This window comes from Rhizobium sp. AN73, from assembly GCF_030757975.1.
In the GTDB taxonomy this organism is placed as follows: domain Bacteria; phylum Pseudomonadota; class Alphaproteobacteria; order Rhizobiales; family Rhizobiaceae; genus Agrobacterium; species Agrobacterium arsenijevicii.
This window is the reverse complement of sequence record NZ_JARWME010000002.1, coordinates 539,997-561,575: the sequence shown is the minus strand read 5'-3', so window position 1 is coordinate 561,575 and position 21,579 is coordinate 539,997. Positions and strand designations below refer to the sequence as shown.

The 21,579-nt window shown below is 59.4% G+C and carries 17 protein-coding genes and 1 other RNA gene; 9 read left to right on the top strand and 9 right to left on the bottom strand.

Annotated features, from left to right (window positions below; genetic code table 11):
- The 4 genes from hflK to RBH10_RS12515 all read right to left on the bottom strand — a co-directional run bounded on the left by hflK (position 1) and on the right by RBH10_RS12515 (position 2,991).
- Positions 1 to 1,122: an FtsH protease activity modulator HflK gene (gene hflK / locus RBH10_RS12530; protein WP_045016941.1), complete on the bottom strand. Its 1,122-nt coding sequence runs from the start codon at positions 1,120 to 1,122 to the stop codon at positions 1 to 3.
- Between the two features lie 143 nt (positions 1,123 to 1,265).
- Entirely contained in the window at positions 1,266 to 1,793 is a 528-nt protein-coding gene (locus tag RBH10_RS12525; protein WP_281036984.1) for a dihydrofolate reductase, read from the bottom strand.
- Positions 1,790 to 2,584, bottom strand: coding sequence for a thymidylate synthase (locus RBH10_RS12520; RefSeq protein WP_281036985.1), 795 nt, complete (start codon positions 2,582 to 2,584; stop codon positions 1,790 to 1,792). The genes RBH10_RS12525 and RBH10_RS12520 overlap by 4 nt, the downstream gene beginning before the upstream one ends.
- Positions 2,585 to 2,682: 98 nt before the next feature.
- The gene (locus tag RBH10_RS12515; RefSeq protein ID WP_045016938.1) at positions 2,683 to 2,991 is read right to left on the bottom strand and encodes a DUF2853 family protein; all 309 of its coding nucleotides are present in this window, start codon (positions 2,989 to 2,991) and stop codon (positions 2,683 to 2,685) included.
- Positions 2,992 to 3,132: 141 nt separating this feature from the next.
- Between RBH10_RS12515 and ssrA the strand changes: the two genes are divergently transcribed.
- From ssrA to RBH10_RS12495, 4 genes are all read left to right on the top strand, one after another.
- Positions 3,133 to 3,505: a transfer-messenger RNA gene (ssrA, locus tag RBH10_RS12510) on the top strand.
- A 229-nt stretch (positions 3,506 to 3,734) separates the two neighbouring features.
- Positions 3,735 to 4,247: an SspB family protein gene (locus tag RBH10_RS12505; protein ID WP_281036986.1), complete on the top strand. Its 513-nt coding sequence runs from the start codon at positions 3,735 to 3,737 to the stop codon at positions 4,245 to 4,247.
- Between the two features lie 44 nt (positions 4,248 to 4,291).
- Complete coding sequence (locus RBH10_RS12500) at positions 4,292 to 4,495, top strand: DUF4169 family protein (protein ID WP_045016936.1); 204 nt, start codon at positions 4,292 to 4,294, stop codon at positions 4,493 to 4,495.
- Between the two features lie 104 nt (positions 4,496 to 4,599).
- Positions 4,600 to 4,809, top strand: coding sequence for a ribbon-helix-helix domain-containing protein (locus RBH10_RS12495; protein WP_045023766.1), 210 nt, complete (start codon positions 4,600 to 4,602; stop codon positions 4,807 to 4,809).
- A gap of 328 nt (positions 4,810 to 5,137) precedes the next feature.
- Here the strand turns inward: RBH10_RS12495 and RBH10_RS12490 are convergent, their stop codons facing one another.
- The 4 genes from RBH10_RS12490 to RBH10_RS12475 all read right to left on the bottom strand — a co-directional run bounded on the left by RBH10_RS12490 (position 5,138) and on the right by RBH10_RS12475 (position 14,805).
- Positions 5,138 to 8,869: an AsmA-like C-terminal region-containing protein gene (locus RBH10_RS12490; protein ID WP_281036987.1), complete on the bottom strand. Its 3,732-nt coding sequence runs from the start codon at positions 8,867 to 8,869 to the stop codon at positions 5,138 to 5,140.
- Positions 8,870 to 8,960: 91 nt separating this feature from the next.
- On the bottom strand, positions 8,961 to 10,373 hold the full coding sequence (locus RBH10_RS12485; protein WP_281036988.1) for an FAD-binding oxidoreductase: 1,413 nt from the start codon (positions 10,371 to 10,373) through the stop codon (positions 8,961 to 8,963).
- 134 nt (positions 10,374 to 10,507) lie between these two features.
- A complete protein-coding gene (locus RBH10_RS12480; RefSeq protein WP_281036989.1) occupies positions 10,508 to 13,657 on the bottom strand; it encodes an efflux RND transporter permease subunit in 3,150 nt (1,049 codons plus the stop codon).
- On the bottom strand, positions 13,654 to 14,805 hold the full coding sequence (locus RBH10_RS12475; protein ID WP_281036990.1) for an efflux RND transporter periplasmic adaptor subunit: 1,152 nt from the start codon (positions 14,803 to 14,805) through the stop codon (positions 13,654 to 13,656). The genes RBH10_RS12480 and RBH10_RS12475 overlap by 4 nt, the downstream gene beginning before the upstream one ends.
- 227 nt (positions 14,806 to 15,032) lie before the next feature.
- On the opposite strand from RBH10_RS12475, the gene RBH10_RS12470 reads away from it, so the two are divergent.
- The 3 genes from RBH10_RS12470 to RBH10_RS12460 all read left to right on the top strand — a co-directional run bounded on the left by RBH10_RS12470 (position 15,033) and on the right by RBH10_RS12460 (position 18,934).
- Entirely contained in the window at positions 15,033 to 15,443 is a 411-nt protein-coding gene (locus RBH10_RS12470) for a carboxymuconolactone decarboxylase family protein (protein ID WP_045016930.1), read from the top strand.
- 101 nt (positions 15,444 to 15,544) lie between these two features.
- On the top strand, positions 15,545 to 18,019 hold the full coding sequence (locus tag RBH10_RS12465; RefSeq protein WP_281036991.1) for an ATP-dependent helicase: 2,475 nt from the start codon (positions 15,545 to 15,547) through the stop codon (positions 18,017 to 18,019).
- A gap of 102 nt (positions 18,020 to 18,121) precedes the next feature.
- A complete protein-coding gene (locus RBH10_RS12460; protein WP_281036992.1) occupies positions 18,122 to 18,934 on the top strand; it encodes a glycosyltransferase family 25 protein in 813 nt (270 codons plus the stop codon).
- 162 nt (positions 18,935 to 19,096) lie between these two features.
- On the opposite strand, the gene betI is transcribed toward RBH10_RS12460, so the two are convergent.
- Positions 19,097 to 19,693 carry a transcriptional regulator BetI gene (gene betI / locus RBH10_RS12455; RefSeq protein ID WP_281036993.1) on the bottom strand — a complete coding sequence of 199 codons (597 nt, stop codon included), beginning with the start codon at positions 19,691 to 19,693 and terminating at the stop codon, positions 19,097 to 19,099.
- Positions 19,694 to 19,791: 98 nt separating this feature from the next.
- Between betI and RBH10_RS12450 the strand changes: the two genes are divergently transcribed.
- Together RBH10_RS12450 and RBH10_RS12445 are read left to right on the top strand one after the other, a co-directional pair.
- A complete protein-coding gene (locus tag RBH10_RS12450) occupies positions 19,792 to 20,730 on the top strand; it encodes a choline ABC transporter substrate-binding protein (protein ID WP_281036994.1) in 939 nt (312 codons plus the stop codon).
- Entirely contained in the window at positions 20,727 to 21,557 is an 831-nt protein-coding gene (locus RBH10_RS12445; RefSeq protein ID WP_281036995.1) for an alpha/beta fold hydrolase, read from the top strand. Before RBH10_RS12450 ends, RBH10_RS12445 begins: the two co-directional genes overlap by 4 nt.
- Positions 21,558 to 21,579: the final 22 nt, after the last annotated feature.

The window sequence follows — 21,579 nt, the reverse complement described above, 5'->3', positions numbered from 1 at the left end:
TCAGTTGCCTCCCTGCTGTGCCGCGCCCGGATTGCCGCGCATGATCTCGTTCAGAGGCAGATAAGGCACCACACCCTGTTTTTCGTCGATGATGACCTTGTTGGAGCCCTTCAGGACCTGTTCCATGGTTTCAAGGAACATGCGCTGGCGGGTCACTTCCGGTGCCGTGCGATACTGATCGTAGATGGAGATGAAGCGCTGCGCCTCACCCTCAGCCTCGTTGACGACACGCGACTTGTAGGCGTTCGCCTCTTCGATGATCTGAGCTGCCTGACCGCGTGCGGCACCCAGCTTCTGGTTGGCGTACTGGTTGGCTTCCTGCACGAAGCGGTCCTCGTCCTGTTCGGCACGCTGCACTTCATCGAAGGCATCGGCCACTTCGCGCGGCGGCGCCGCGTCTTCGATGGCCACCGCATTGATGGAGATGCCGGCGCCATAACCGTCCATGGTGGACTGGATGATGGTGCGCACATCCGCCGCGATCGCCTGACGGTTATCACGGAAAATGTCCTGTGCGGGACGACGGCCAACGACTTCGCGCATGGCGCTTTCGGAAACCTGCTGCAATGTCTCAGCCGGGGCGTCGACGTTGAAGAGGTAGGATTTCGGATCCGAAACGGTATAGAGCACCGAGAACTGCACGTTGACGATGTTCTGGTCGCCGGTCAGCATCACGCCGTTCGCCGAGGAAGACGACGCGCGCGAACCGATATTCTGCTGCTGTTCGGTGACCTTGACGATTTCAACCGTCTCGATCGGCCACAGATGGAAATGCAGGCCAGGCATCGAGATTTCATCCTTGGGACGCCCGAAACGCAGCTCCACGCCGCGCTCGTCCGGCTGGACGGTGTAAATGGACTGAATGCCGAGGAATACCAGAACGACAAGAGCGACGATCGCAACCGCGCCGCCGTTGAAGCCGCCCGGCAGGACATTCTTGAAACGGTCCTGACTGCGCCGGATGATCTCTTCCAGATCGGGTGGGCCGCCATTGCCGCCGCCTCCACCGCCGCGAGGCCGGTTAGGCCCCTGCCCCCATGGGCCGCCACCGCCGCCCTGGTTGTTTCCGCCACCGCCGCCGCCCCAAGGGCCGCCGCCGCCATTCTGATTGCTCCAGGGCATCAATACCTCTTTATAAAAGCCTCTCCCGATCCCGTTCGAAAGCGATTGCTCGCGTGCGGCGGGAATATGGACCCGTTATAAGAAGGAGAAGCGTGTGTTTCAACGCAGAGGTGGTAACTAAATACCCAATCAGGGTAAATAGTTCACTTTGACGCGGCTCTGCGCAAATAAGTGGTGAACAGAACGGGATAATTGTCCTTTTCCCCGGCGGGAACGGCATTTTCCTCGATTTTCTCAAAGACGGCGGGATCGATTTCCGGAAAAAAAGTGTCGCCATCGAGCTTTACGGCCACATGGGTGACGGAAAGTTGATCGGCAAACGGCATGGCCTGAAGGTAAATTTCCCCACCACCGGCCACGAAAACCTCATCCACGCCCAGTTCGGCCGCCTTGCTTTTGGCAAGTTTCAGGGCCTCTTCCAGCGACGAGACGACATCCACGCCCTGCGGCCTGTAATCGGCATTGCGACTGACGATGATGTGCGGCCGGCCCGGCAAGGGGCGCTCGCCGACAGACAGAAACGTCTTCCGGCCCATGATGAGCGGCTTGCCCATCGTCGTCGCCTTGAAGCGCTTGAGGTCAGTGGAAAGCTTCCACGGCATATCGAGATCACGGCCGATAACGCCGTTTTCCGAAACTGCGACAATGATGGTGACGCGTGGCTCGCTCATACCGCGATCGGTGCCTTGATGCTTGAATCCGCCTCGTAGTTTTCGAGCGTAAAGTCTTCGAACTTAAAGGAGAAAAGGTCTCGCACATCCGGGTTGAGGCGCATCGTCGGCAGGGCCTTGGGAGTCCGCGTCATCTGCAGTTCCGCCTGCTCGAAATGGTTGGCGTAGATATGCGCATCGCCGAGTGTGTGGACAAAATCGCCAGGCTTCAGCCCCGTCACCTGCGCCACCATCAGCGTCAGCAGCGCATAGGAGGCGATGTTGAAGGGCACGCCGAGGAAGATATCGGCCGAGCGCTGGTAAAGCTGGCAGGACAGCTTTCCATCCGAAACATAAAACTGGAACAGGCAATGGCAGGGCGGCAACGCCATCTCGTCCACCAGCGCCGGGTTCCAGGCCGAAACAATGTGACGGCGGGAATTGGGGTTGGTTTTCAAGGCCTCGATCAGAAGCGCGATCTGGTCGATATGACGCCCATCCGGTGCCGGCCAGGAACGCCACTGCGCGCCATAAACCGGGCCGAGATCGCCGTTCTCATCGGCCCACTCATCCCAGATGGAAACGCCATTTTCCTTGAGGTAGGCGATATTGGTGTCGCCCTTCAGGAACCACAGGAGTTCATGGATGATCGAGCGCAGATGCAGCTTCTTGGTGGTCAGAACCGGAAAGCCTTGCGCGAGGTCGAAACGCATCTGGTAACCGAAGACCGAACGCGTGCCGGTGCCGGTGCGGTCTCCGCGGTCGGAGCCGGTATCCATCACATGCCGGAGAAGATCGAGATATTGTTTCATGCGTTCTGCCGCCGATTCCCTGATATCCAGGGAATATAATAGCACGGGGCGGCAGAACAAATCACCGGGGGTCGTTTATCCCCGTTTTTCCGGGAAAATCAGAGCGACTGGAGCTTCCCCAGTTCCTTCGCCACCAGATAATAGAAGGTCACGCGCGACTTGGAGCGGTCCCCTGCCATGATCTTGCAAACGGCGGCGATCGCCTCATCGGCGCTGCTGTCGGTAATGCCAAGCTTCTTGCCGCACCAGCTCGCCTTGACACGCGCAAGCTCTTCCGGATCGGTAGCGGACACCAGTGATGAATCCCGGTTGCGCAATGCAATACCGAGATGTTTGACGATCTTGCCGACAATGGCTTCGTCGGCTGCTGCATCGTATTTCTTCACATCTGCGAGATAGTCAGTCATGTCCACTCCTTCGTGTGTCCCCGGCCCGGTGTTGCTTCTGTTGACCGGTTGTAGGGAGAATGTGTCAGCAATCCCTCGTCGTCAAGAATTGTCTAAATTGCGGGCGACGAATGCGAAATCTTTTCATGGAATTGTCATCGGCCCCTTTTCTCGGCCAAGGGAAACGCCTATATGAACCTTGCCGGGGCAACCCGGCTATGGCGATAAACGGTCGGTGTAATAAACCTATTGGACCCGGGGGCGGTACCCGGCGCCTCCACCAAAAACCGGCGGGCTTTTCAAGATAAAGGCCGGCTTTTGATGGGGGCGAAATAGGATCGACAAGGGCGTAAAGATCGAACTTTTGCTCGGCATGATACCGCCGTTATCGGGTCACAAGTGTAGTTGCAAATGACAACAACGCTAAGGAATACGCTCTCGCTGCCTAATGGCGGTGCGGGAATTCCGCTCTAAGTCCTCACGGTTAGCCCCGTGAGGCGGGGTTCGGAGGTACCTGGCAACAGAAACCTCCACCTTCTCCATTTTGCCTGAATTGGTTATATGATAGCTGACTTGCAAACAGCATCGGCTTTTCCGTTGCTGCCGTTCAGGACATTGCGTATACTTGGGTAATGCGTAGCCGCTTGGATCGAAATTGATCCCGGCTTCAGGATTACGCGAAGATTCAAAGTGTTACAGCGTCCTTGGCGCACATGGCGCGCAGCGCTTTAAAAGACGTTCGAATAAGGGAAAGACAGGACCGCATGGGGCAGGATCATATCCGTTACGACATTCTCGCACAGGATGCCCTTCGCGGCGTTATTCGTAAAGTTTTGGGTGAAGTGGCCGCAACCGGCCGCCTGCCCGGAGAACACCATTTCTTCATTACATTCCTGACCGGCGCACCCGGTGTGCGGATTTCGCAGCACCTCAAGTCCAAATATGCCGAGCAGATGACCATCGTCATCCAGCATCAGTTCTGGGACCTGAAAGTTACGGAAATCGGCTTCGAAATCGGCCTGTCCTTCTCGGATACGCCGGAAAAGCTGGTTGTTCCCTATAACGCCATCAGAGGTTTCTACGATCCTTCCGTCAATTTCGAGCTTGAGTTCGATGTGCCTCTGGCCGACGAGGAAGAGCTGGAAGAGGCCGAAATCACCGCCTATCCCGTTTCCCACGAGGCAAAGCCTGCTTCCACTTCCGAGACCCCCAAGTCCGGCGAGGAAAAGAAGGAAGGCTCCGTCGTTTCGCTGGATTCCTTCCGCAAGAAGCAATAACGGCTCTCTGCCCGACCGCGCGAAGCTCAAGGAGACATATCCGCATGGCCGCCGATATCGTCAATCTGCGTCAGTTTCGGAAGCAGAAAGCCCGCAGCGAAAAAGAAAAGCAGGCGGATCAGAACCGCCTGTCCTTCGGCCGCACCAAGGCTGAAAAAAATCTCACATCGGCCCTTAACGAGAAAGCCGAAAAGGCGCTCGATCAGGGGCGGCTCGAAAAAGACGATGACAGGACCGACAGGGACTGACGAGCCGGCTAACCGGAACTCTTCCCGGAAAAATCAGAAGAGAATCACAAAACAGGGGCTTACCGGCGAAACATGATTCAGATTTCCAGCCGGAGACCGATCTGATGATCCGCAAACACTCCACGACATTGCACGGCCACCGCACCAGCATTTCGCTGGAGGATGCCTTCTGGGACGAGCTGAAAATCATAGCCGAAAAGCGCAAGATCAGTTTCGCCGCCCTGCTTGCGGAAATAGACGACAATCGGCCCGCCGACAGCAATCTGTCCTCATCCCTGCGGGTCTATGTGCTGAACTGGCTCAAGACCCGCTGATATTTTCCGGCTAGAGCCTGATCCGGCCGCATCCCGCTATGCCCGGCCAGGGTATCTCGCTTCGCCGACTACAAATATTCAGGCCGAAAACTCGTAACGCCGTGAAAGTATTCATTAAACATTCCCGGCCTAATCTGCGTTGCAAGGCATTCCCGTATTGCGTAGCCTTGTTTTCAGACCGTTGCAGCCCGCACATTCGCCTCGAGGCGAACCATGATGTCAACCATCTCAGGAACAGGCACGCGGCTTCGCTCTTCTCCCCGTCCTCCACGGTTTTCGGCACCTTCTCACTCTGAGATTCGGCCATCTTTACCCTTGCGAAGAGAAGTCACGGAGTGGCGGGAGCGTTCTCCGGCGCCAGTTGCCTGATCGCGTTTTCCGTTGGCGGCACCGTTAGAACCGGCGCGGATTGCCGCTCGGGAGCGGGTTGTTGCTGTTGCTGTTGCTGTTGCTGTTGCTGTTGCTGTTGCTGTTGCAACCGCTCTTGCTGTTCCTTTTCCTGGCGCAGACGTTCTTCGGCCACGGCCTTCAGCCGCGCCTCCTCTTCCGCCTTGGCCTTGGCTTCCGCCTCCACCCGCTCTTTTTCGGCCTGACGTTCGGCCGCCTGAGAACGGTAAAGTGCTGCTTCACGGCGCAGCCGCTGCTTTTCAAGAACGCTGGCCTGCATGGCCTCGACGCGACGGCGTTCCTTTTCGAAAGCCCGGAGCGACAGATAATTGCCGAGCGCCGAAACATCGGTCGTCAAGGCAGGCGCGGCAAGCGGACCGTTGTAGTTCAGGCGAAGCGACGGCTCGGCCCCGGCGACCACCTCGGTACCGGGATTGAAGATGAGATCGAGATCGCCATTCACCGTCGATGCAGCAATATCAACCGTCGCATCGCCGGCAAGCGTCACCGGATCGATCCCGGCGCGCAAATTCTGGAAGTGAAGCGCACCGCCATTCAGGGAGAACGGCAGGGCCACGTTACCGAGCGGTATTTCGCCCTGCCACAGGCTCTGGTCGACCAGCGGCCGCACCTTGGGCGCATCGATCGGCTGCTGCAAGCCTTCCGCCGCCTGCAGGATCGGCGGAAAGGCTCCGGGATTAAGTCCCTTGAGCACAAGCCCGCTGGCGCGGACTTCGCCCGAACCGCCTGCGGATTTCAGGATTTCGCCAACGCTTTTTCCCGTCGATTCGGCGGTCAGGTCGATAGCCACCCGGCCGGTCGCGACCGGGCCGTTGGCGTTCGCCCATAATATCGATTCCGGATTGGCGTCACTCACCGCAATCTTGGTGCGGAAAATGCCTGCCCCCTGCCCTGTGGACATGGCGACCCGCCCGGTCAGCTTGCCACCCATGAAAGTGCCGGCGACATCGTCGAGCGCGAGACTGCCCTCATCATGCGTGACCTTGGCCGAAAGACCCGTGACCGTCCCGAACGAACCGGCCTCGAAACTTTCCGCTTTCAGCGACAACGAAGCCTTGAGCTGCGGGAAAGCCGGCATGGCCAGCGGCTTGGCGTTAAGCGCGCCGGTTTCCGGATCGATCACCGGCCCGTAGATCGCGTCGCCGAGCCAGGCAAGATCGACCGTCCTCAAGGCCAGGTCACCGGTGACAGGATGGGGCGCTGCGCGCTGGAATGCCAGATTACCCGAGAAGGGATTGCCGCCCGCCTGTCCACCGACGGAGGAAAACGCAATCTTTTGCGCATCCACCGCCATTTTTCCGTTCGCCTTCAACGCCATGCCGCCGCCGAGTTGCGGCAGGCCGACGGCGTTCATGATGAGATATGGCTCGATATCGGCGCTTTCCAGCGCCAGATCCGCACTGCCCTCACCGAAATTGGCGGCAGCAACGCCAAAGGACCCGATCATCGAAAAATGCGTGCGCTCCGTCGAGAAGCGGATATCGGTCTGCGCAGGAGAGCCGAGCGTACCGTTAAGCTTGACGGAAAGAAGCCCCTCCCCGTCCGCATCGAACGGCAGCGGATCAAGCCCTGCCTGCCCGAACAGGATCGCCGTCGACTGGTTTTTCAAAACCGCTTCCAGCGACATCGCCGTATCGTCGGTGATCGACAGGAAATCCGGCATCTTGGCCACGGCCGACAGGCGGCTGCCATTGACGGTACCGGAAACGGCAACATTGGCGCCGCCATTTTCGCTGTTGACCGAGACATCCATGGAAAGGTCGGAATTAGCATACCAAGTCGCACTCGCCGCTAAGCGGCTGAGAAACGGATGATCAGGCAATTTCTGCTGCAGCATCGCTAAGAACGGCTGCATATCGGTCGCATGCAGGTTCACCGTGCCCTTGCCCGCATATTTCAGCAGTGAGCCCTGCAACTGCCCCTTCGCCTTGACTTCGGCACCGGCGATATCGCCAGCCGTCATCTTTTCAAGCGAGAGAACGCCACCCGCCATGGTAAAGGCGGTTTCCACATGATTTGCGGTCACACCGGCCATGTTGAACCGGTCGGCCTTGAACTTCGCGTCGATGCGATGATCGAGCACCGAGCTTCCGACCTGATCACCGAGCGCCAGACTGCCGAGCGCCTTCAGGGCATCGAGGTCGATCTCGTTACCGGCAAGATCGATGGACAGATTGGAGGTCTTGCCATCGGAGCGCCGTTCCAGCTCTCCCTTTAGCGAAGCGTCGCCTATGGCAAGCTCGAGATTGTCGAAACGCTGGTTGAGCGTCGTCAGCGAAACATCGGCGGAAAAACCGGCGGCATTGAGCTGCCGGATTGCCGGATCGACGGAACCGGAAAGCCAGTTCGCCAGCCCAGACGGCTGGTTGGACGCAACAAGCAGATTACCGTTGAAGGCGGGGCCACCGAGAAGCGTGAGCGATCCCTTGGCTTCCAGCTGCGTCCTTCCCGGCAGCGTCGCCACGGCGTTCACCACCTGCCAGCCGGTACCCTCCGGGCGCACATCCAGCCGAATGTCGCGAATGGTCGTGTCGTCGGAAACGAGTGCCGGAAGACTGATGCTGGCCTTGCCCGGCACCTGCGGAACCGGAATGCGGGCAACCATGGCGGCAAAGGCCTCGATACGCTGGCGCACGGAAACCGTGGGCTGGCGCGAAGTCTTGCCGGTCTGTACGACGGGCGGCGCGAAACGGTTGACGTCGATCTGCTGGCCATCCGCCGTCAGCAGGAATTCCGGCTTCGCGCCGGTATCCAGCGTCGCCTCACCGGTCACGACGTATGGGTTTTCGCTGCCGCCGAGTTCCATGCGGTAGCTCGGTATGCGCACGCTTTCATTCGTCAGCTCAAAGCTGCCGCGGGTGCGCGGCGAAGAAAAGAGCGATTGTCCGGCCTGCTGCTTCTGCTTTTCGTCTTCCCGGAAACTGAACGCGAAAGAGCCGCTATAGGCGGGCTTTCCCGCCGTTGCGGCAATAGCGCCATCCAGATCGACCTCGACCGGATGCTCGTCCGGCACCACGCGGACCCGCAGGCCCATGCGACCGGCGGCATAATCCGGCTCGCTGCTGGAGAGCGAGAACGAACCCGGATGCCCGTCAACGGCGGCGCGCCCTTCCGCCTTCCATGGTCCAGCCAGCGAATTGGCGGACATATCGGCGTTGAGGCCCGTCACCACGCGGTTGCGGCCGGATTGCTCGTCAATGAATTCGATCTGCCCGCCTTCGATCTGTACGCTTTCCAGAACAACGGTGCGCGCGGGAATTTCCGCCCGGCTACCGCGCATCCAGTCAAGAGTACCGTCTTTCAGCAGCCGGATCTTGGCCTTGGGTTCCTCGATGCGCATGTCGAAGATACGCGCCTCACCCGAAAGGAAGGGCGCAAGCTCGGCATCCATGGAAAAACGCGCCACCTGAATGAGTGGCGATCCATCCGCATCCGTTCCGGCGCGCACGTCATGCAGCGTCACCGAAGGGAAAGGCAGAAGCCGGGCCTCGACGCGGCCATGCACCACCACCTTCTTGCCCAGAATGCGGCTTGCCTGATCCTCGAAATCACGACGGAAATCCGTCCAGTCAACGAAATAGGGAATGAGCAGCGCCGAAAACAGCACCACGGCCAGCAGTCCGCCCAGAAAAACCAGAATACGCCCGAGCACTGACCTGCATCTCCCTTCGCGAACGCTGCAAACCTATTCTTATTTGCCTTAACGGCAAGCAGCCTTTTGTACCAATCAAATATGAGAATGATCAGACAAGACGGAATAACTTGCCCGGATTGAAGATGTTATCGGGATCCAGCGACGTTTTGATGGCGCGCATCACATCGAGCGCATTTCCCGCTTCCTCCGCCAGAAAACTCATCTTGCCCTGGCCGATGCCGTGTTCGCCGGTGCAGGTGCCATCCATGGCGATGGCTCGGCGGTTAAGGCGGGCGACAAAGGCTTCGGTTTTGGCGACACTTTCGGCATCCTTACCATCGAACAGGATGAGTACATGGAAATTGCCGTCGCCGGCATGGCCGACGATTGGCGCCAGAAAGCCGTTTTCCGCAATATCCTGCTGGGTTTCCACCACGCAATCCGCAAGCCGCGAAATCGGCACGCAGACATCGGTGGAAAGCCCGTCGAGATGCGGGGCCAGCGCCCGCGAGGCCCAATAGGCGTCATGCCGCGCCTTCCAGAGCTTGTTGCGCTCGGCTGCGTCGCTGGTCCAGCGGAAATCGACGCCACCACATTCCGCCGCGATCTCGGCAAATTGCTGCGATTGCAGCGCTGCCGTCTCCTCGGTGCCGTGGAACTCCACGAACAGCGTCGGCTTTTCAGCGTAGTTCAAGCCGGAATAGGCGTTACAGGCGCGTACCTGCACCTCATCAAGCAATTCGATGCGAGCGACCGGAACGCCCATCTGGATCGTCATGATCACGGCATCGCAGGCCGCCTTGATGCTGTCGAAGGTGCAGACCCCGCCGGCAATCTTTTCCGGGATGCCCTGCAACCGCAGCGTAACCGAAGTCAGAACCCCGAGCGTGCCCTCGGCGCCGACGAAAAGCCGCGTCAGATCGTAACCGGCCGACGACTTGCGGGCGCGGCGTGCCGTGCGGATTTCCTCGCCATTGGCAACAACGGCGGTAACGGCCAGAACATTGTCCTTCATCGTGCCGTAACGCACGGCATTGGTGCCCGATGCTCGCGTGGAGGCCATGCCGCCAATCGAGGCATTGGCGCCCGGATCGATCGGGAAGAACAGGCCGGTGTCGCGCAGATAGACGTTAAGGTCCTCGCGCGTAACACCCGGCTCCACCGTCACGTCAAGATCTTCGGCGTTTACCTCAATGATGCGATTCATCCGGCTGAAATCGATGCAGATTCCACCATTCGGCGCATTGACCTGCCCTTCCAGCGAAGATCCGGTTCCGAAGGGAATGACCGGCACCTTATAGTGCGCGCAGGCCTTCACCACGGCTTTCACGTCGTCTGCGTTTTCGGCAAAAACGACGCCATCAGGTGCCTGCAAGGTCAGATAGGTGGTGGTGTGGCCGTGCTGCTCGCGAAACGCCTGCCCCGTCTGGACCTTGTCGCCCAGCTGCTGCTTCAGCACCGCCAGCACTGACGCGATGCCCTCTTCGTTGCGTTTTCCCGCCACCACATCTTTCAGCGCCATCGTCCATCTCCACCGCAAGATACCGCCGTAACGGACTCGATCCGTTACGAAATTCCGTTGCGTGGTATGGGATACGGTTAACGCTTTGTCCAGCAGTGCGATTGCGTCAGACGTCGTTTGGCGGCAACCGTTTTTTATTCCGCCGCAAGCAGCTGATTGTCCTCCTCCAACGCCTTGCGACGCGCGGCAAGTTCCAATTCGCGGTGCAGGCGAATTTCCTCATCGGCCTGCGGTTTGGCGAAACGGGCAATTAGCAGGTAGGAGACCGGGGTAATGTAAAGCGTCACCAGCGTCGCAAAGCCCAGACCGCCGACGATGACCCAGCCGAGCGCGATGCGGGCTTCCGCCCCCGCCCCCTGCGCCAGCACAAGCGGCACACCGCCTAAAATGGTGGCGATCATCGTCATCATTACGGGGCGCAGGCGGATGCTGGTGGCTTTTTCGATGGCTTCACGCACCGTCGCACCCTGATCGCGCAGATGGTTGGCGAATTCCACGATGAGGATGCCGTTCTTCGCCATCACGCCGACCAGAAGCACGAGGCCGATCTGGCTATAGACGTTGAGGCTGGATCCGGTGACGAGCAGCGCGATCACCGCGCAGGCGAGACCGAGCGGCACTGTCGTCATGATGATGACCGAACTCAGGACACTTTCGAACTGCGCGGCCAGCACCAGGAAGATGATGGCAATGGCGAAACCGAAGGTCAGCAGCATGCCGCTCGAATTTTCCTCGAGCGTCGCCGCCTCGCCAAGCGGCAGCAAACGGGCGCCGGGCGGCAGGATGGATTGCGAAAGCTCGTTCACCTTTTCCAGAGCCTGGCCGAGCGAAACGCCGTCCTTGAGGTTAGCGGTAAAGCCGACGGAGGGAAGCTGCTGTTCGCGGTTGAGCTGTGGCGCGACCGCATTTTCCTTCAGCGTCGCGATGACCGACATCGGCACGATCTTGCCGTCACCCGTTTTGAGGAAAACGTTTTCGAGGTCGGTCGGGTCGTTGATCGGCCGCGTGGACGACATGAGCCGCACCGGGATCGCATCGCCATTCACGAAAACGTCGACGATGGAACGGCCTTCCAGCAGCGATTGCATGGCGCGCGACAGGCCGGTGATATCTATGCCGAGATCGGAGGCGCGCTCGCGGTCGATGGAGACGGAAAGCTGCGCCTGATTGGGCTCGTTGTCGAAACGCGGTGTTTCGAACAGGCCGCTTTCCTCCATCGAAAGCAACAATTTCTGCGTCGCGGCGGTCAGTGCGGGGTAATTACTGCCGACCATCGCCATCTGCAGGCCGTTGCCCGCGCCGCGGATCCTCAGGCTATTCGGCTGCATGGCGTTGCCGCGCAGCGCCGGCACACTGTTGGCGGCAGAGGTGACATCGGCGGCAATCTGGTTCTGCGTGCGCTCACGATCGGCCCAGGGCGCCAGCGTCAGCACCAGAAAGCCGGTATTGGAGGAACCGTTCATGCCGGTGATGGAGTAGACATTGCGGATTTCACCGCTGTCGCGCAGCGGCTGGAGATTTTCCTCGATCCGCTGCAACTGGTCGCGCGTATATTCGAGGCTGACACCCTGCGGCGCCGTCACGCGCATCATGATCGAGGCGCGGTCCTCACGCGGCGTCAGTTCGTTCTGGATCATGCCGAAGGCAATCCACGACAGGCCGGAAAAGGCGAGCGCAACGATGATGACGATGAGCGGGTTGTTGAGGCAGGCCGTAAGTGTTGTCTTGTAGGTGGAAGCAAAGACATTGCCGAACCAGGCGAGCGGTCCGGTTGGCTCCTTCAATCCTTCTTTCAGCATCCGTGAGGCGAGCATCGGGCAAAGCGTCAGCGCCACGATGGAGGAGAGGCCGACAGCGAAAGCCAGCACGAAACCGAATTCACGGAAAAGGCCGCCAAGCTGGCCCGGCAGGAAAGAAAGCGGAATGAACACCGCGGCAAGCGTTGCCGTCGTCGCAATGACAGCGAAGAACACTTCCTGGGTGCCGAGAACGGCCGCGGCGCGCGGCCCCATGCCTTCCGCCCGGCGTCGCACGATATTTTCCAGCACCACGATCGCATCGTCGACCACGAGACCGGTCGCCAGAACGATGGCAAGCAGCGTCAGGATATTGACCGAGAACCCGACCATATAGATGGCGATGATGGTGCCGATCAGCGCCACCGGCATGGTGATCGCCGGAATAAGCGTCGCCCGCCAGTCGCGCAGGAACAGATAAAGCACGACCACGACGATGAGCGCGGAGAGGCCGAGCGCCAGTTGCACTTCGTGCAGCGCGCCTTCGATGAAGACGGCGTCGTCATTGGTCACGATGATGCGCGTGCCTTCCGGCAGGTTGGCCGACATGGCGTTGACGGCGGCTTTCACGCCGGTGGAAATATTGAGCGTGTTCGACTGCGCCTGCCGGATGACTCCAAGACCGACGCCCTGCACGCCATTAGAACGCAGCGAGGTGGATTCGTCATCCGCGCCCAGCATCACGGTTGCAACGTCCCGCAGGCGGACATTGTTCTTGATGAGAAGGTTGGAGAAATCCTCCGGCTTCGTCAGGCTGGCCGTGGCGCGCACGACGATATCCTGCGTGGAGCTTTTCAGCGATCCCGCCGGCACGTCGAGCGCAGCGCTTGCAAGCGCGGTGGAGACATCGGTAACCGTCAAACCACGGCTGGCGAGTGCCGCCTGATTGAGATCGACGCGGAAAACCTTTTCCTGATCGCCGTAAAGCTCCACATCCGCCACGCCGTCGACGGCGGCGAGACGGTCGATGACCTCGTCATCCACCAGCTTGGTCAGATCTTCCATGCTGAGCGTGGACGATGTGACGGCAAGGCGCATGATCGGCTGGCTGTCGGAATCCGCCTTGATGATCTGCGGCTCGTCGGCGTCCTCAGGCAACTGGTTGGTAACGCGGCCGATGGCATCACGCACATCGTTTGCGGCAACGGCCATATCGACATTGTCGCCGAACTCCATCGTCACGCGGCTGGTGCCGAACTGCGAATTGGAGGAGATGGATTTGACACCGCTGACGCGCGCCACCGCGCCCTCGATGGTTTGCGTCACTTCCTGATCGATGGTTTCGGGCGCCGCACCTTCATAGGTCGTTCTGACGCTGATGGACGGCCGGTCCACGTCAGGCAATTCGCGCACTTCGACGCCGACCAGCGCGGCAAGGCCCGCAACGACCAGCAACGTATTGAGAACCGCCGCCAGAATGGGACGGCGAACGAACAATGCGGTGAAGGCGAGCTTGGAATCCTGACCCGAAGGCGGCTGTGTCGTCATTGGCTGGCAACCTCCTCGGGCTTCGGCTGGTTGGCAACGCGGATGGCACCACCTTCCCGCACCCGCTGCAATCCTTCGGTCACGACCTGATCGCCTTCGGCCAGTTCCGCCTTCACGAGAACGGCGTCGGGATTGCGCTGCACGATCTGCACTCGCACCTTGCCGGATTTATTGTCGGTCACGCGCCAGACATAGGACCCTTCGGCATCCCATTGCACAGCCAGCGGATCGACGGAGGCATAAGTTTCCCCGGCAAAACGCATGGTGACGCCGAAGGACATGCCGGCCCGCAACTCGTCCTTGTCGTTGTCGAGCCTCGCCCGGATACGGATGGTGCGGCTCACCGCATCGACACGGTTGTCGACCGCCTCGACCTCACCCTTGAACGTCTCGCCGGGACGCGAAATCGAGGTGGCTTCGACAGGCATTCCAACCGCAATCGCGGTTGCGAACCGCTCCGGCGCCCAGAAATTGACCAGAATTTCGGAACGGTCGTCGATGCCGACGATCGTCGATTGCGTGGTGACATTGTCGCCGATATTAGCGGCGACGATACCGGCAATACCCTCTATCGGCGCAACGATGTCGCGGCGCCTGAGGTTCAGTTCGGCGGTGCTCAGCGCAAGCTTTGCGGCTTCCTCGGCAATCTGCGCACCCAGCACATCAAGGCGCGATACGGATTTCAGGTTACTGTAGGAACTCGATTTTTCGACGGCGCTTCGAAGTGCCACCTGCGCCTTGTCCCGCTCGATCACCTGCTCCTCGTCATCGAGCCGTGCGAGCACCTGCCCCTTCACGACGCGGGCGCCGGATGAAATGCGGATTTCCGAAAGCGTGCCGGATGTCTGCGGCATGACGACGACCGACTGGATTGCCTCGCCATTGCCGATGGCGTTCAACCTGTCGTTGACTGTACCTGTTTTGACCGGGGTCATCACCACCAGGGTCGCATTGTTGCGGCGCGCGCCGCCGGCATTTTGTCCGGATGGCGCGGCACCAGATGCGGCAACCTCTGTCGCTGCGGCCGGTGCTTTTCCGATGCCGATGCTGGCAAGCACATTGCGGGCCTCGGGCGCATAAAAGCCCCAGAGACAGAGCCCTGCTCCCGCCACGGCAAGACAGACACCCACCTGTTTCCACACCCGCATACAATTCTCCGGTTATCCGCACAGCATAAATCCGCCCCGAAAAAGACCTTTTCGGACCGGGCGAAGTATTCCCGCATGCCTTAACGAAGGCAACGCACAAATCCGTTTCTTACATAATTGTAATTTGTGATGAATTGTCGTCCAAAAGCAGCCCGGCGGCCATTTCGGTCGCAAATATTTGCCGATCCGGTAATCTGCCGCGGAAACAGCCGTGACCGGAGGAAGCCATGAGCACCGTGACGAAAGCCGAGAATCCCGAAGCCAATCCCCGCGTCAAGGCGGTGTTCGATGATATCCGCGCCACCCGCAAATCGGATTTCATCAACAATATGTGGCTCTATCTCGCCTTCGATCCCGATCTTCTGGAAAAGACCTGGGCCGAGGTCAAGGCGGTGATGGCCACACCCTCAGTGCTCGATCCACTTGTGAAGGAAATGCTCTATATCGCCGTTTCCGTTACCAATGGCTGCTCCTATTGCGCGCACTCCCATACGGCAGCCGCGAAAGCCAAGGGAATGACGGGCGAACAACATGCCGATTTGCTGCGGGTGATCGCCCTTGCCGCCAAGACCAACCAGCTGGCCGTGGCGCTGCAAGTGCCTGTCGATGCCGCTTTTGATGCCGACAGGCGGGTATGAGACGAAAAAACGCCTTGGAATAGGCATTTTGACTGACGATACCGGAATAAAAGCAGAACACGGTTCTGGCCTTTATATCCCGAATCACTACATTGGGCCGCATGAGCAACAGTTTTGACGATATGCCGTTCTTCGACGAAGAACCCGAAGCGCCGCGCAAGGCGACGAACAATGCCGATGTGGCGAGCGGCGGCGGGCTTGGCATTGCTGCACGCGCCATGGCGGCGCGCGATCAGGCCCGGCCCACGCCCGATTATCTTTCCGGCCTTAACCCGGAACAGCGCGAGGCCGTGGAAACGCTTGACGGTGCGGTTCTGGTACTTGCGGGCGCCGGCACCGGCAAGACCCGCGTTCTAACGACACGCATCGCCCATATTTTGGCGACCGGCCGCGCCTATCCCAGTCAAATCCTTGCCGTGACCTTCACCAACAAGGCCGCCCGCGAGATGAAGGAACGTATCGGCGTTCTGGTCGGCGGCGCGGTGGAGGGCATGCCGTGGCTTGGCACCTTCCACTCCATCGGCGTCAAGCTTTTGCGTCGCCATGCCGAACTCATCGGTCTGAAGTCGGACTTTACCATTCTCGACACCGATGACGTGGTACGGCTTCTGAAGCAGCTTATTCAGGCCGAAGGTCTTGATGACAAGCGCTGGCCCGCCAAACAATTCGCCGGCATGATCGACGGCTGGAAGAACAAGGGGCTGACGCCGCCGGATATTCCGGAGGGTGATTCCCGCGCCTTCGCCAATGGCAAGGGTCGCGAACTTTACGCCGCCTATCAGGCACGGCTGAAAACGCTGAATGCCTGTGATTTCGGCGATCTTCTACTGCACCCGATCAGCATCTTCCGCCGTCACGCCGATATTCTGAAAGAGTATCACCAGAAGTTCCGTTACATTCTGGTGGACGAGTATCAGGACACCAATACCGCGCAATATATGTGGCTCAGGCTTCTTGCCCAGCGCCCGAAAGGCGAGCCGCAGAACGTCTGTTGCGTCGGCGACGACGACCAGTCGATCTATGGCTGGCGCGGCGCAGAAGTGGACAATATCCTTCGCTTCGACAAGGATTTTCCCGGCGCCAAGGTCGTAAAGCTCGAGCGCAACTATCGCTCCACCGAACATATTCTCGGCACCGCCGGCCATCTGATCGCCCATAATGAAGGGCGTCTCGGCAAGACCCTGTTCACCGAGCGCAGCAGCCCGGATGACGAGAAGGTGGTGGTGCATGCGGCATGGGATTCCGAAGAGGAAGCCCGCGCCGTTGGCGAGGAAATCGAGCAGCTTCAGCGCAAGAACCACAAGCTGAACGACATGGCCATTCTCGTTCGCGCCTCCTTCCAGATGCGCGAGTTCGAAGACCGTTTCGTCACGCTTGGCCTCAATTACCGCGTCATCGGCGGTCCGCGCTTTTATGAGCGTCTCGAAATCCGCGATGCCATGGCCTATTTCCGGCTCGTCTGCCAGCCGGCCGACGATCTGGCCTTCGAGCGTATCGTCAACACACCCAAACGCGGCCTTGGCGACACGACCATCCGCAATCTGCATGATTACGCCCGCGCCCGCGACATTCCGATGCTGGCGGCGGCGACCGACATCATTGAGACCGACGAGCTGAAACCCAAGGCGCGCAAGGCGCTGTTCGATGTGGTGCAGGATTTCCGGCGCTGGCAGGGCCTCTTGGAAAACACCGAACACACCACGCTCGCCGAGCAGATCCTCGACGAAAGCGGCTATACCGCCATGTGGCAGGCCGACAAGACGGCGGAAGCGCCCGGACGGCTGGAAAACCTGAAGGAACTCATCCGCTCGATGGAGGTGTTCGAAAGCATGCGCGGCTTCCTCGAGCACGTCGCGCTCGTCATGGATGCGGAACAGAATGCCGAGCTGGATGCCGTCTCTATCATGACGCTGCATTCCGCCAAGGGTCTGGAATTCGACACCGTCTTCCTTCCCGGCTGGGAAGAAGGCCTGTTCCCGCACCAGCGGGCGCTGGACGAAGGTGGCCGTTCGGGTCTCGAGGAAGAACGCCGTCTCGCCTATGTCGGCATCACCCGCGCCAAGAAGCTCTGCCATATCTGGTTCGTCTCGAACCGGCGCATTCATGGCCTGTGGCAATCCACCCTGCCCTCCCGTTTCCTCGACGAACTGCCGCCCGCCCATGTGGATGTCGCGGCGTCCGACAGCAATTACGGCGGTTATGGCGGACGCGGCGGCTACGGCCAGTCCCGTTTCGACAAGGCGGAACCCTTCGCCAACAATTATTCTACCCCCGGGTGGAAACGTGCGCAGGCCAACAAGTCCGACGCGACCCGCGATAACTGGGGCACACGCTCCGGCCATGCGGTGGAGCGGATCGGTTATGGCGAAAGCGGCCCGCGCGCGCGCACGATCGACGGCGAACTGGTGGCCAAATCGGTTGCCGCGACACCGTCGAAATTCGTGGTCGGCGACCGCGTTTTCCACATCAAGTTCGGCAACGGTAATATCTCCGCCATCGAGGGCAACAAGCTGACCATCGATTTCGATCGCGCCGGACAAAAGCGCGTGCTGGATGGATTTGTGGAAAAGGTTTGATCCGACAACTATAAGTGCCCGGAGGCCGCTTTTTCCATAGCCCGCGTCATGCCGTTGCAATAAAGAAGTTGCAACAAGAAGCGAAATCGGGCGGGGACTGCTTTGTATATATTACCGAAAAGCCGGCGTAAGCTCGCCGTTTTCCTCATCAATATGGACAGCGCCACCAAGCGCCTCGAGGATATGACTACCCGCCTCGACGCCATCGGCCTGAAGGCGGAGCGGGTCGCCGGCGTCAATGGCAGGGAACTGAATTATCCAATCCCGGAATTCAGCGAGCTTTCCTACATGCTCATGCATGGCCGCCGTACCTCGCCGCCGGAAATCGGCTGTTATCTCAGTCATGTTGCCTGCGCCGGCAAATTCATGGACAGCGATGCCGATATCGCGCTCATCCTCGAAGACGACGTGATCTTCCAGAGCGACTTTCTGGAGGCACTCGATGAAGCCGTGCTCAACGGCAACGACTGGGATGTGCTTCGGCTCACCACCGTCAGCAATGGCCGGAAATTTCCATTCCGCCCGCTCGAAGGCGGCCGTTCGCTTGCCATAGCACTGACGCGGGAAAAGGGCTCGGGCGCCTATCTCGTCAACCGCCGCGCCGGGAAATGGATATCGAAACTCATCCCCATGCGGCTCGCTTACGATATTGCTTTCGATCTGGAATATCTCGCCGGTCTAAAAGCGGCTTTCATTTACCCGCTCTGCGCCACGCAGGATGCGGACATGGACAGCCAGATCCAGAGCAATCTGCGCATCTACCGCCTGCCGCGCTGGCGTTATTTCACCGTCCTGCCCTACCGCGCCTATCTGGAAACGAGCCGTTTCCTGCTGCGCGGCATCCGCTTCGCCATTGCCAAGCTGCGCGTGGCGATGGAACGCGGCAAGGGCAAGACCGCTCCAGCCGCCCATTGACCGAACGGCTTACACTTCTCCGGGTGTAAAACCGACCAGATAGACGGCGGCTATCATGGCTGCGAGAATGAAAATCGAAATGACGAAAATCGTCATCCGGTTCAATGGCTTGCGCGTCGTTTTCTTCATGCTGGAACAATGCGGAACGCGCTTACTGGTTCCCTATCGGGCGGCGGATTCTGCATTCGGCAACCTGTGAGACAGGTAATCCCGCATCTGTTCCATTGCTTCCTCGCGCGTCAAACCTCCTGATTGCAGCCCCAAGCGCAGCCAAAGCCCGTCGATAAGCGAAGTGATACCGAGCGCGACAGCTTCGCATTCCTCTTTCGGAACGAGGTGCGACAAAGCCGAAAGAAGGTTGGAACGCATTCGCGCATGAATAACCTTCTGGATGCGGGCAAGCTGCGGTTCTCGCGGAACCTCGGCGCAAAGCGATAGCCAGGCGTGGCAGATCGACGGCTGAAAGAAGCTCTCGTCGAAATTCCCCTCGATAATGGCATCGAGCCGCGCGCGCGGGCTGGTCGCCTGATTGAGGCGCGCCACCACAACCTCCTTCAGCTTCGTATTGGCTTCGCGCATCGCGTGCTCGAACAATTCCTGCTTGTTGGCGAAATAATGCAGCACGATGCCTTTCGAGGCGCCTGCCTGTGCCGCCACCCTTTCAAGCGTGGCACCCGCCATTCCCTCTCGCTGCAGGACCTCAAATGCTGCCCGTCTCAGTTCCGCCCGGCGAATATCGCTTATTTTAGTCAGTCGCATCTTTGTCTCCTTGCCCGGAATATTGACAAGTTTTCCGCAAAGATCAATTATTGTCCCACCGGTCAATCTAATGACCCAACAGACAAAAAGGTGGAGCAATGAAAAAATGGGCAGGATTTTTTTCGGCAACGATGTTCCTGACGAGCGTCGGAACCTCCGCGCTCGCGGCGGATGCTGAAGCTTGCAAGATTGTGCGACTGGCCGAACCGGGCTGGAACGACCTTGCGTTCACCACCGGCATCGCCATGTCGCTGTTGAAATCACTGGGATATGAACCGCAAAGCCAGCTCCTCGGTATCGACGTCATTTACACGAGCTTGAAAAGCAAGAACCTCGACGTCTTTCTGGGTTACTGGAACCCGGCAATGGTGAACTACTACAAGCCCTACAAAGAGGACGGATCGGTCGAAAAAGTCCGGACCAATCTGGTAGGCGCCAAATACACCTTCGCGGTTCCGACCTACGTCTGGGAGGCCGGCGTCAAGGATTTTTCCGACCTGCAAAAATTCGCCGACAAGTTCGATAGCAAGCTTTACGGCATCGAGCCGGGCTCCAACCAGTTGATGCTGGATGCCGTCAACGATCCGGCACTGGGCCTTCAAAAATGGGAGGTGGTCGAATCCAGCGAACAGGGCATGCTTTCGCAGGTGGCTCGTCTTGTCCGCAACAAGTCCTTCATCGTTTTTCAGGGGTGGGCTCCGCACCCGATGAACAGCAAGTTCGACATCAAATACCTGACCGGCGGCGACAAATTTTACGGCCCGGACTTCGGCGCCGCCACCGTCGATACGCAGGTGCGCAAAGGTTACCTGCAGGAATGCCCGAATGTGGCGAAGCTGCTCGACAATCTCGCATTCGACGTGAACTACGAGAACAAGGGCATGGACTACATCATGAACGGTGGAATGGCTCCGGAAGACGCGGCAAAGCAGGCGATCAAGGAGGAGCCGCAGCGACTGGACGCCTGGCTGAAGGGTGTATCGACGTTCGACGGCAAGGATGGTCTTGCAGCCGTCAAGACGGGGCTCGGCCTGTGACGCCAATCTTCTTCGATGATTGGGAGAAGCGGAAGCAATATGTCGAATTGCCCCAGGGCCGCCGGCTGGCATTCATAGACAGCCGCGGTCCCGGCCCGGTGCTCCTGATGCTGCATGGCTTTTCGGACACCAGTCGCAGCTTTTCCATGCTGGAGCCTTTTTTCAGCGAGTACAGGCTCATCATTCCCGATCTGCCCGGACATGGGGTTTCCTCGGCGGGACAGGGCCTGCATGTCGCTGATTTCGCCGAAACGATCGACCGGTTTCTGACGCTCATGGGTGTTTCGCGGCTGTTTCTGCTCGGTCACTCGATGGGCGCGATGACGGCCATCGAACTTGCCGCCCGGCGGGGTGATGCGATCCGGGCTCTTGCCCTCATCTCGGCAACGCTCGAGCCGGATTTCGGTGCGGAAAGTCAACTGACGAGGGATATACTCGCGCTTCGGGATCCGATCATGCCGACCGTCGGCTTCCTGCGCGACTGGTATTCGTGCAGTCAGCCTGTCGACCAGGATTTTCTGTCAAAAATGAAACAGGACGCAGCCAACATGCCGGCTGCGATCTGGCATGGGATCGTTACCGGTTTTGCCGATACAAACCTGCACCACAGCGCCTCGAGAATAAAAAAACCAGTGCTCTGCCTCGCCGGTTCCGAAGACCCCCTTTTCGACGCATCGCATCGCCAGCAATTGGCTGAAGCCTTTCCGGGAGCTGAAGCCGTTACCCTTGATGGACATGGCCACAATCCGCATTGGGAAAACCCGCAGGGCGTATCGACGCAGATAGCCGATTTTTTCGCGGACGTGATGTCAGACAGCGTCAAGTGAAGGCGCCGAGCCGCTTGGTTGC

Coding starts and splice junctions, on each gene's coding strand:
- hflK (WP_045016941.1), bottom strand. CDS start 1,122: ATGCCCTGGAGCAATCAGAATGGCGGCGGCGGCCCTTGGGGCGGCGGC.
- RBH10_RS12470 (WP_045016930.1), top strand. CDS start 15,033: ATGAGCACCGTGACGAAAGCCGAGAATCCCGAAGCCAATCCCCGCGTC.
- RBH10_RS12450 (WP_281036994.1), top strand. CDS start 19,792: ATGAAAAAATGGGCAGGATTTTTTTCGGCAACGATGTTCCTGACGAGC.
- RBH10_RS12475 (WP_281036990.1), bottom strand. CDS start 14,805: ATGCGGGTGTGGAAACAGGTGGGTGTCTGTCTTGCCGTGGCGGGAGCA.
- RBH10_RS12500 (WP_045016936.1), top strand. CDS start 4,292: ATGGCCGCCGATATCGTCAATCTGCGTCAGTTTCGGAAGCAGAAAGCC.
- RBH10_RS12505 (WP_281036986.1), top strand. CDS start 3,735: ATGGGGCAGGATCATATCCGTTACGACATTCTCGCACAGGATGCCCTT.
- RBH10_RS12495 (WP_045023766.1), top strand. CDS start 4,600: ATGATCCGCAAACACTCCACGACATTGCACGGCCACCGCACCAGCATT.
- RBH10_RS12485 (WP_281036988.1), bottom strand. CDS start 10,373: ATGGCGCTGAAAGATGTGGTGGCGGGAAAACGCAACGAAGAGGGCATC.
- RBH10_RS12465 (WP_281036991.1), top strand. CDS start 15,545: ATGAGCAACAGTTTTGACGATATGCCGTTCTTCGACGAAGAACCCGAA.
- RBH10_RS12525 (WP_281036984.1), bottom strand. CDS start 1,793: ATGAGCGAGCCACGCGTCACCATCATTGTCGCAGTTTCGGAAAACGGC.
- betI (WP_281036993.1), bottom strand. CDS start 19,693: ATGCGACTGACTAAAATAAGCGATATTCGCCGGGCGGAACTGAGACGG.
- RBH10_RS12480 (WP_281036989.1), bottom strand. CDS start 13,657: ATGACGACACAGCCGCCTTCGGGTCAGGATTCCAAGCTCGCCTTCACC.
- RBH10_RS12515 (WP_045016938.1), bottom strand. CDS start 2,991: ATGACTGACTATCTCGCAGATGTGAAGAAATACGATGCAGCAGCCGAC.
- RBH10_RS12520 (WP_281036985.1), bottom strand. CDS start 2,584: ATGAAACAATATCTCGATCTTCTCCGGCATGTGATGGATACCGGCTCC.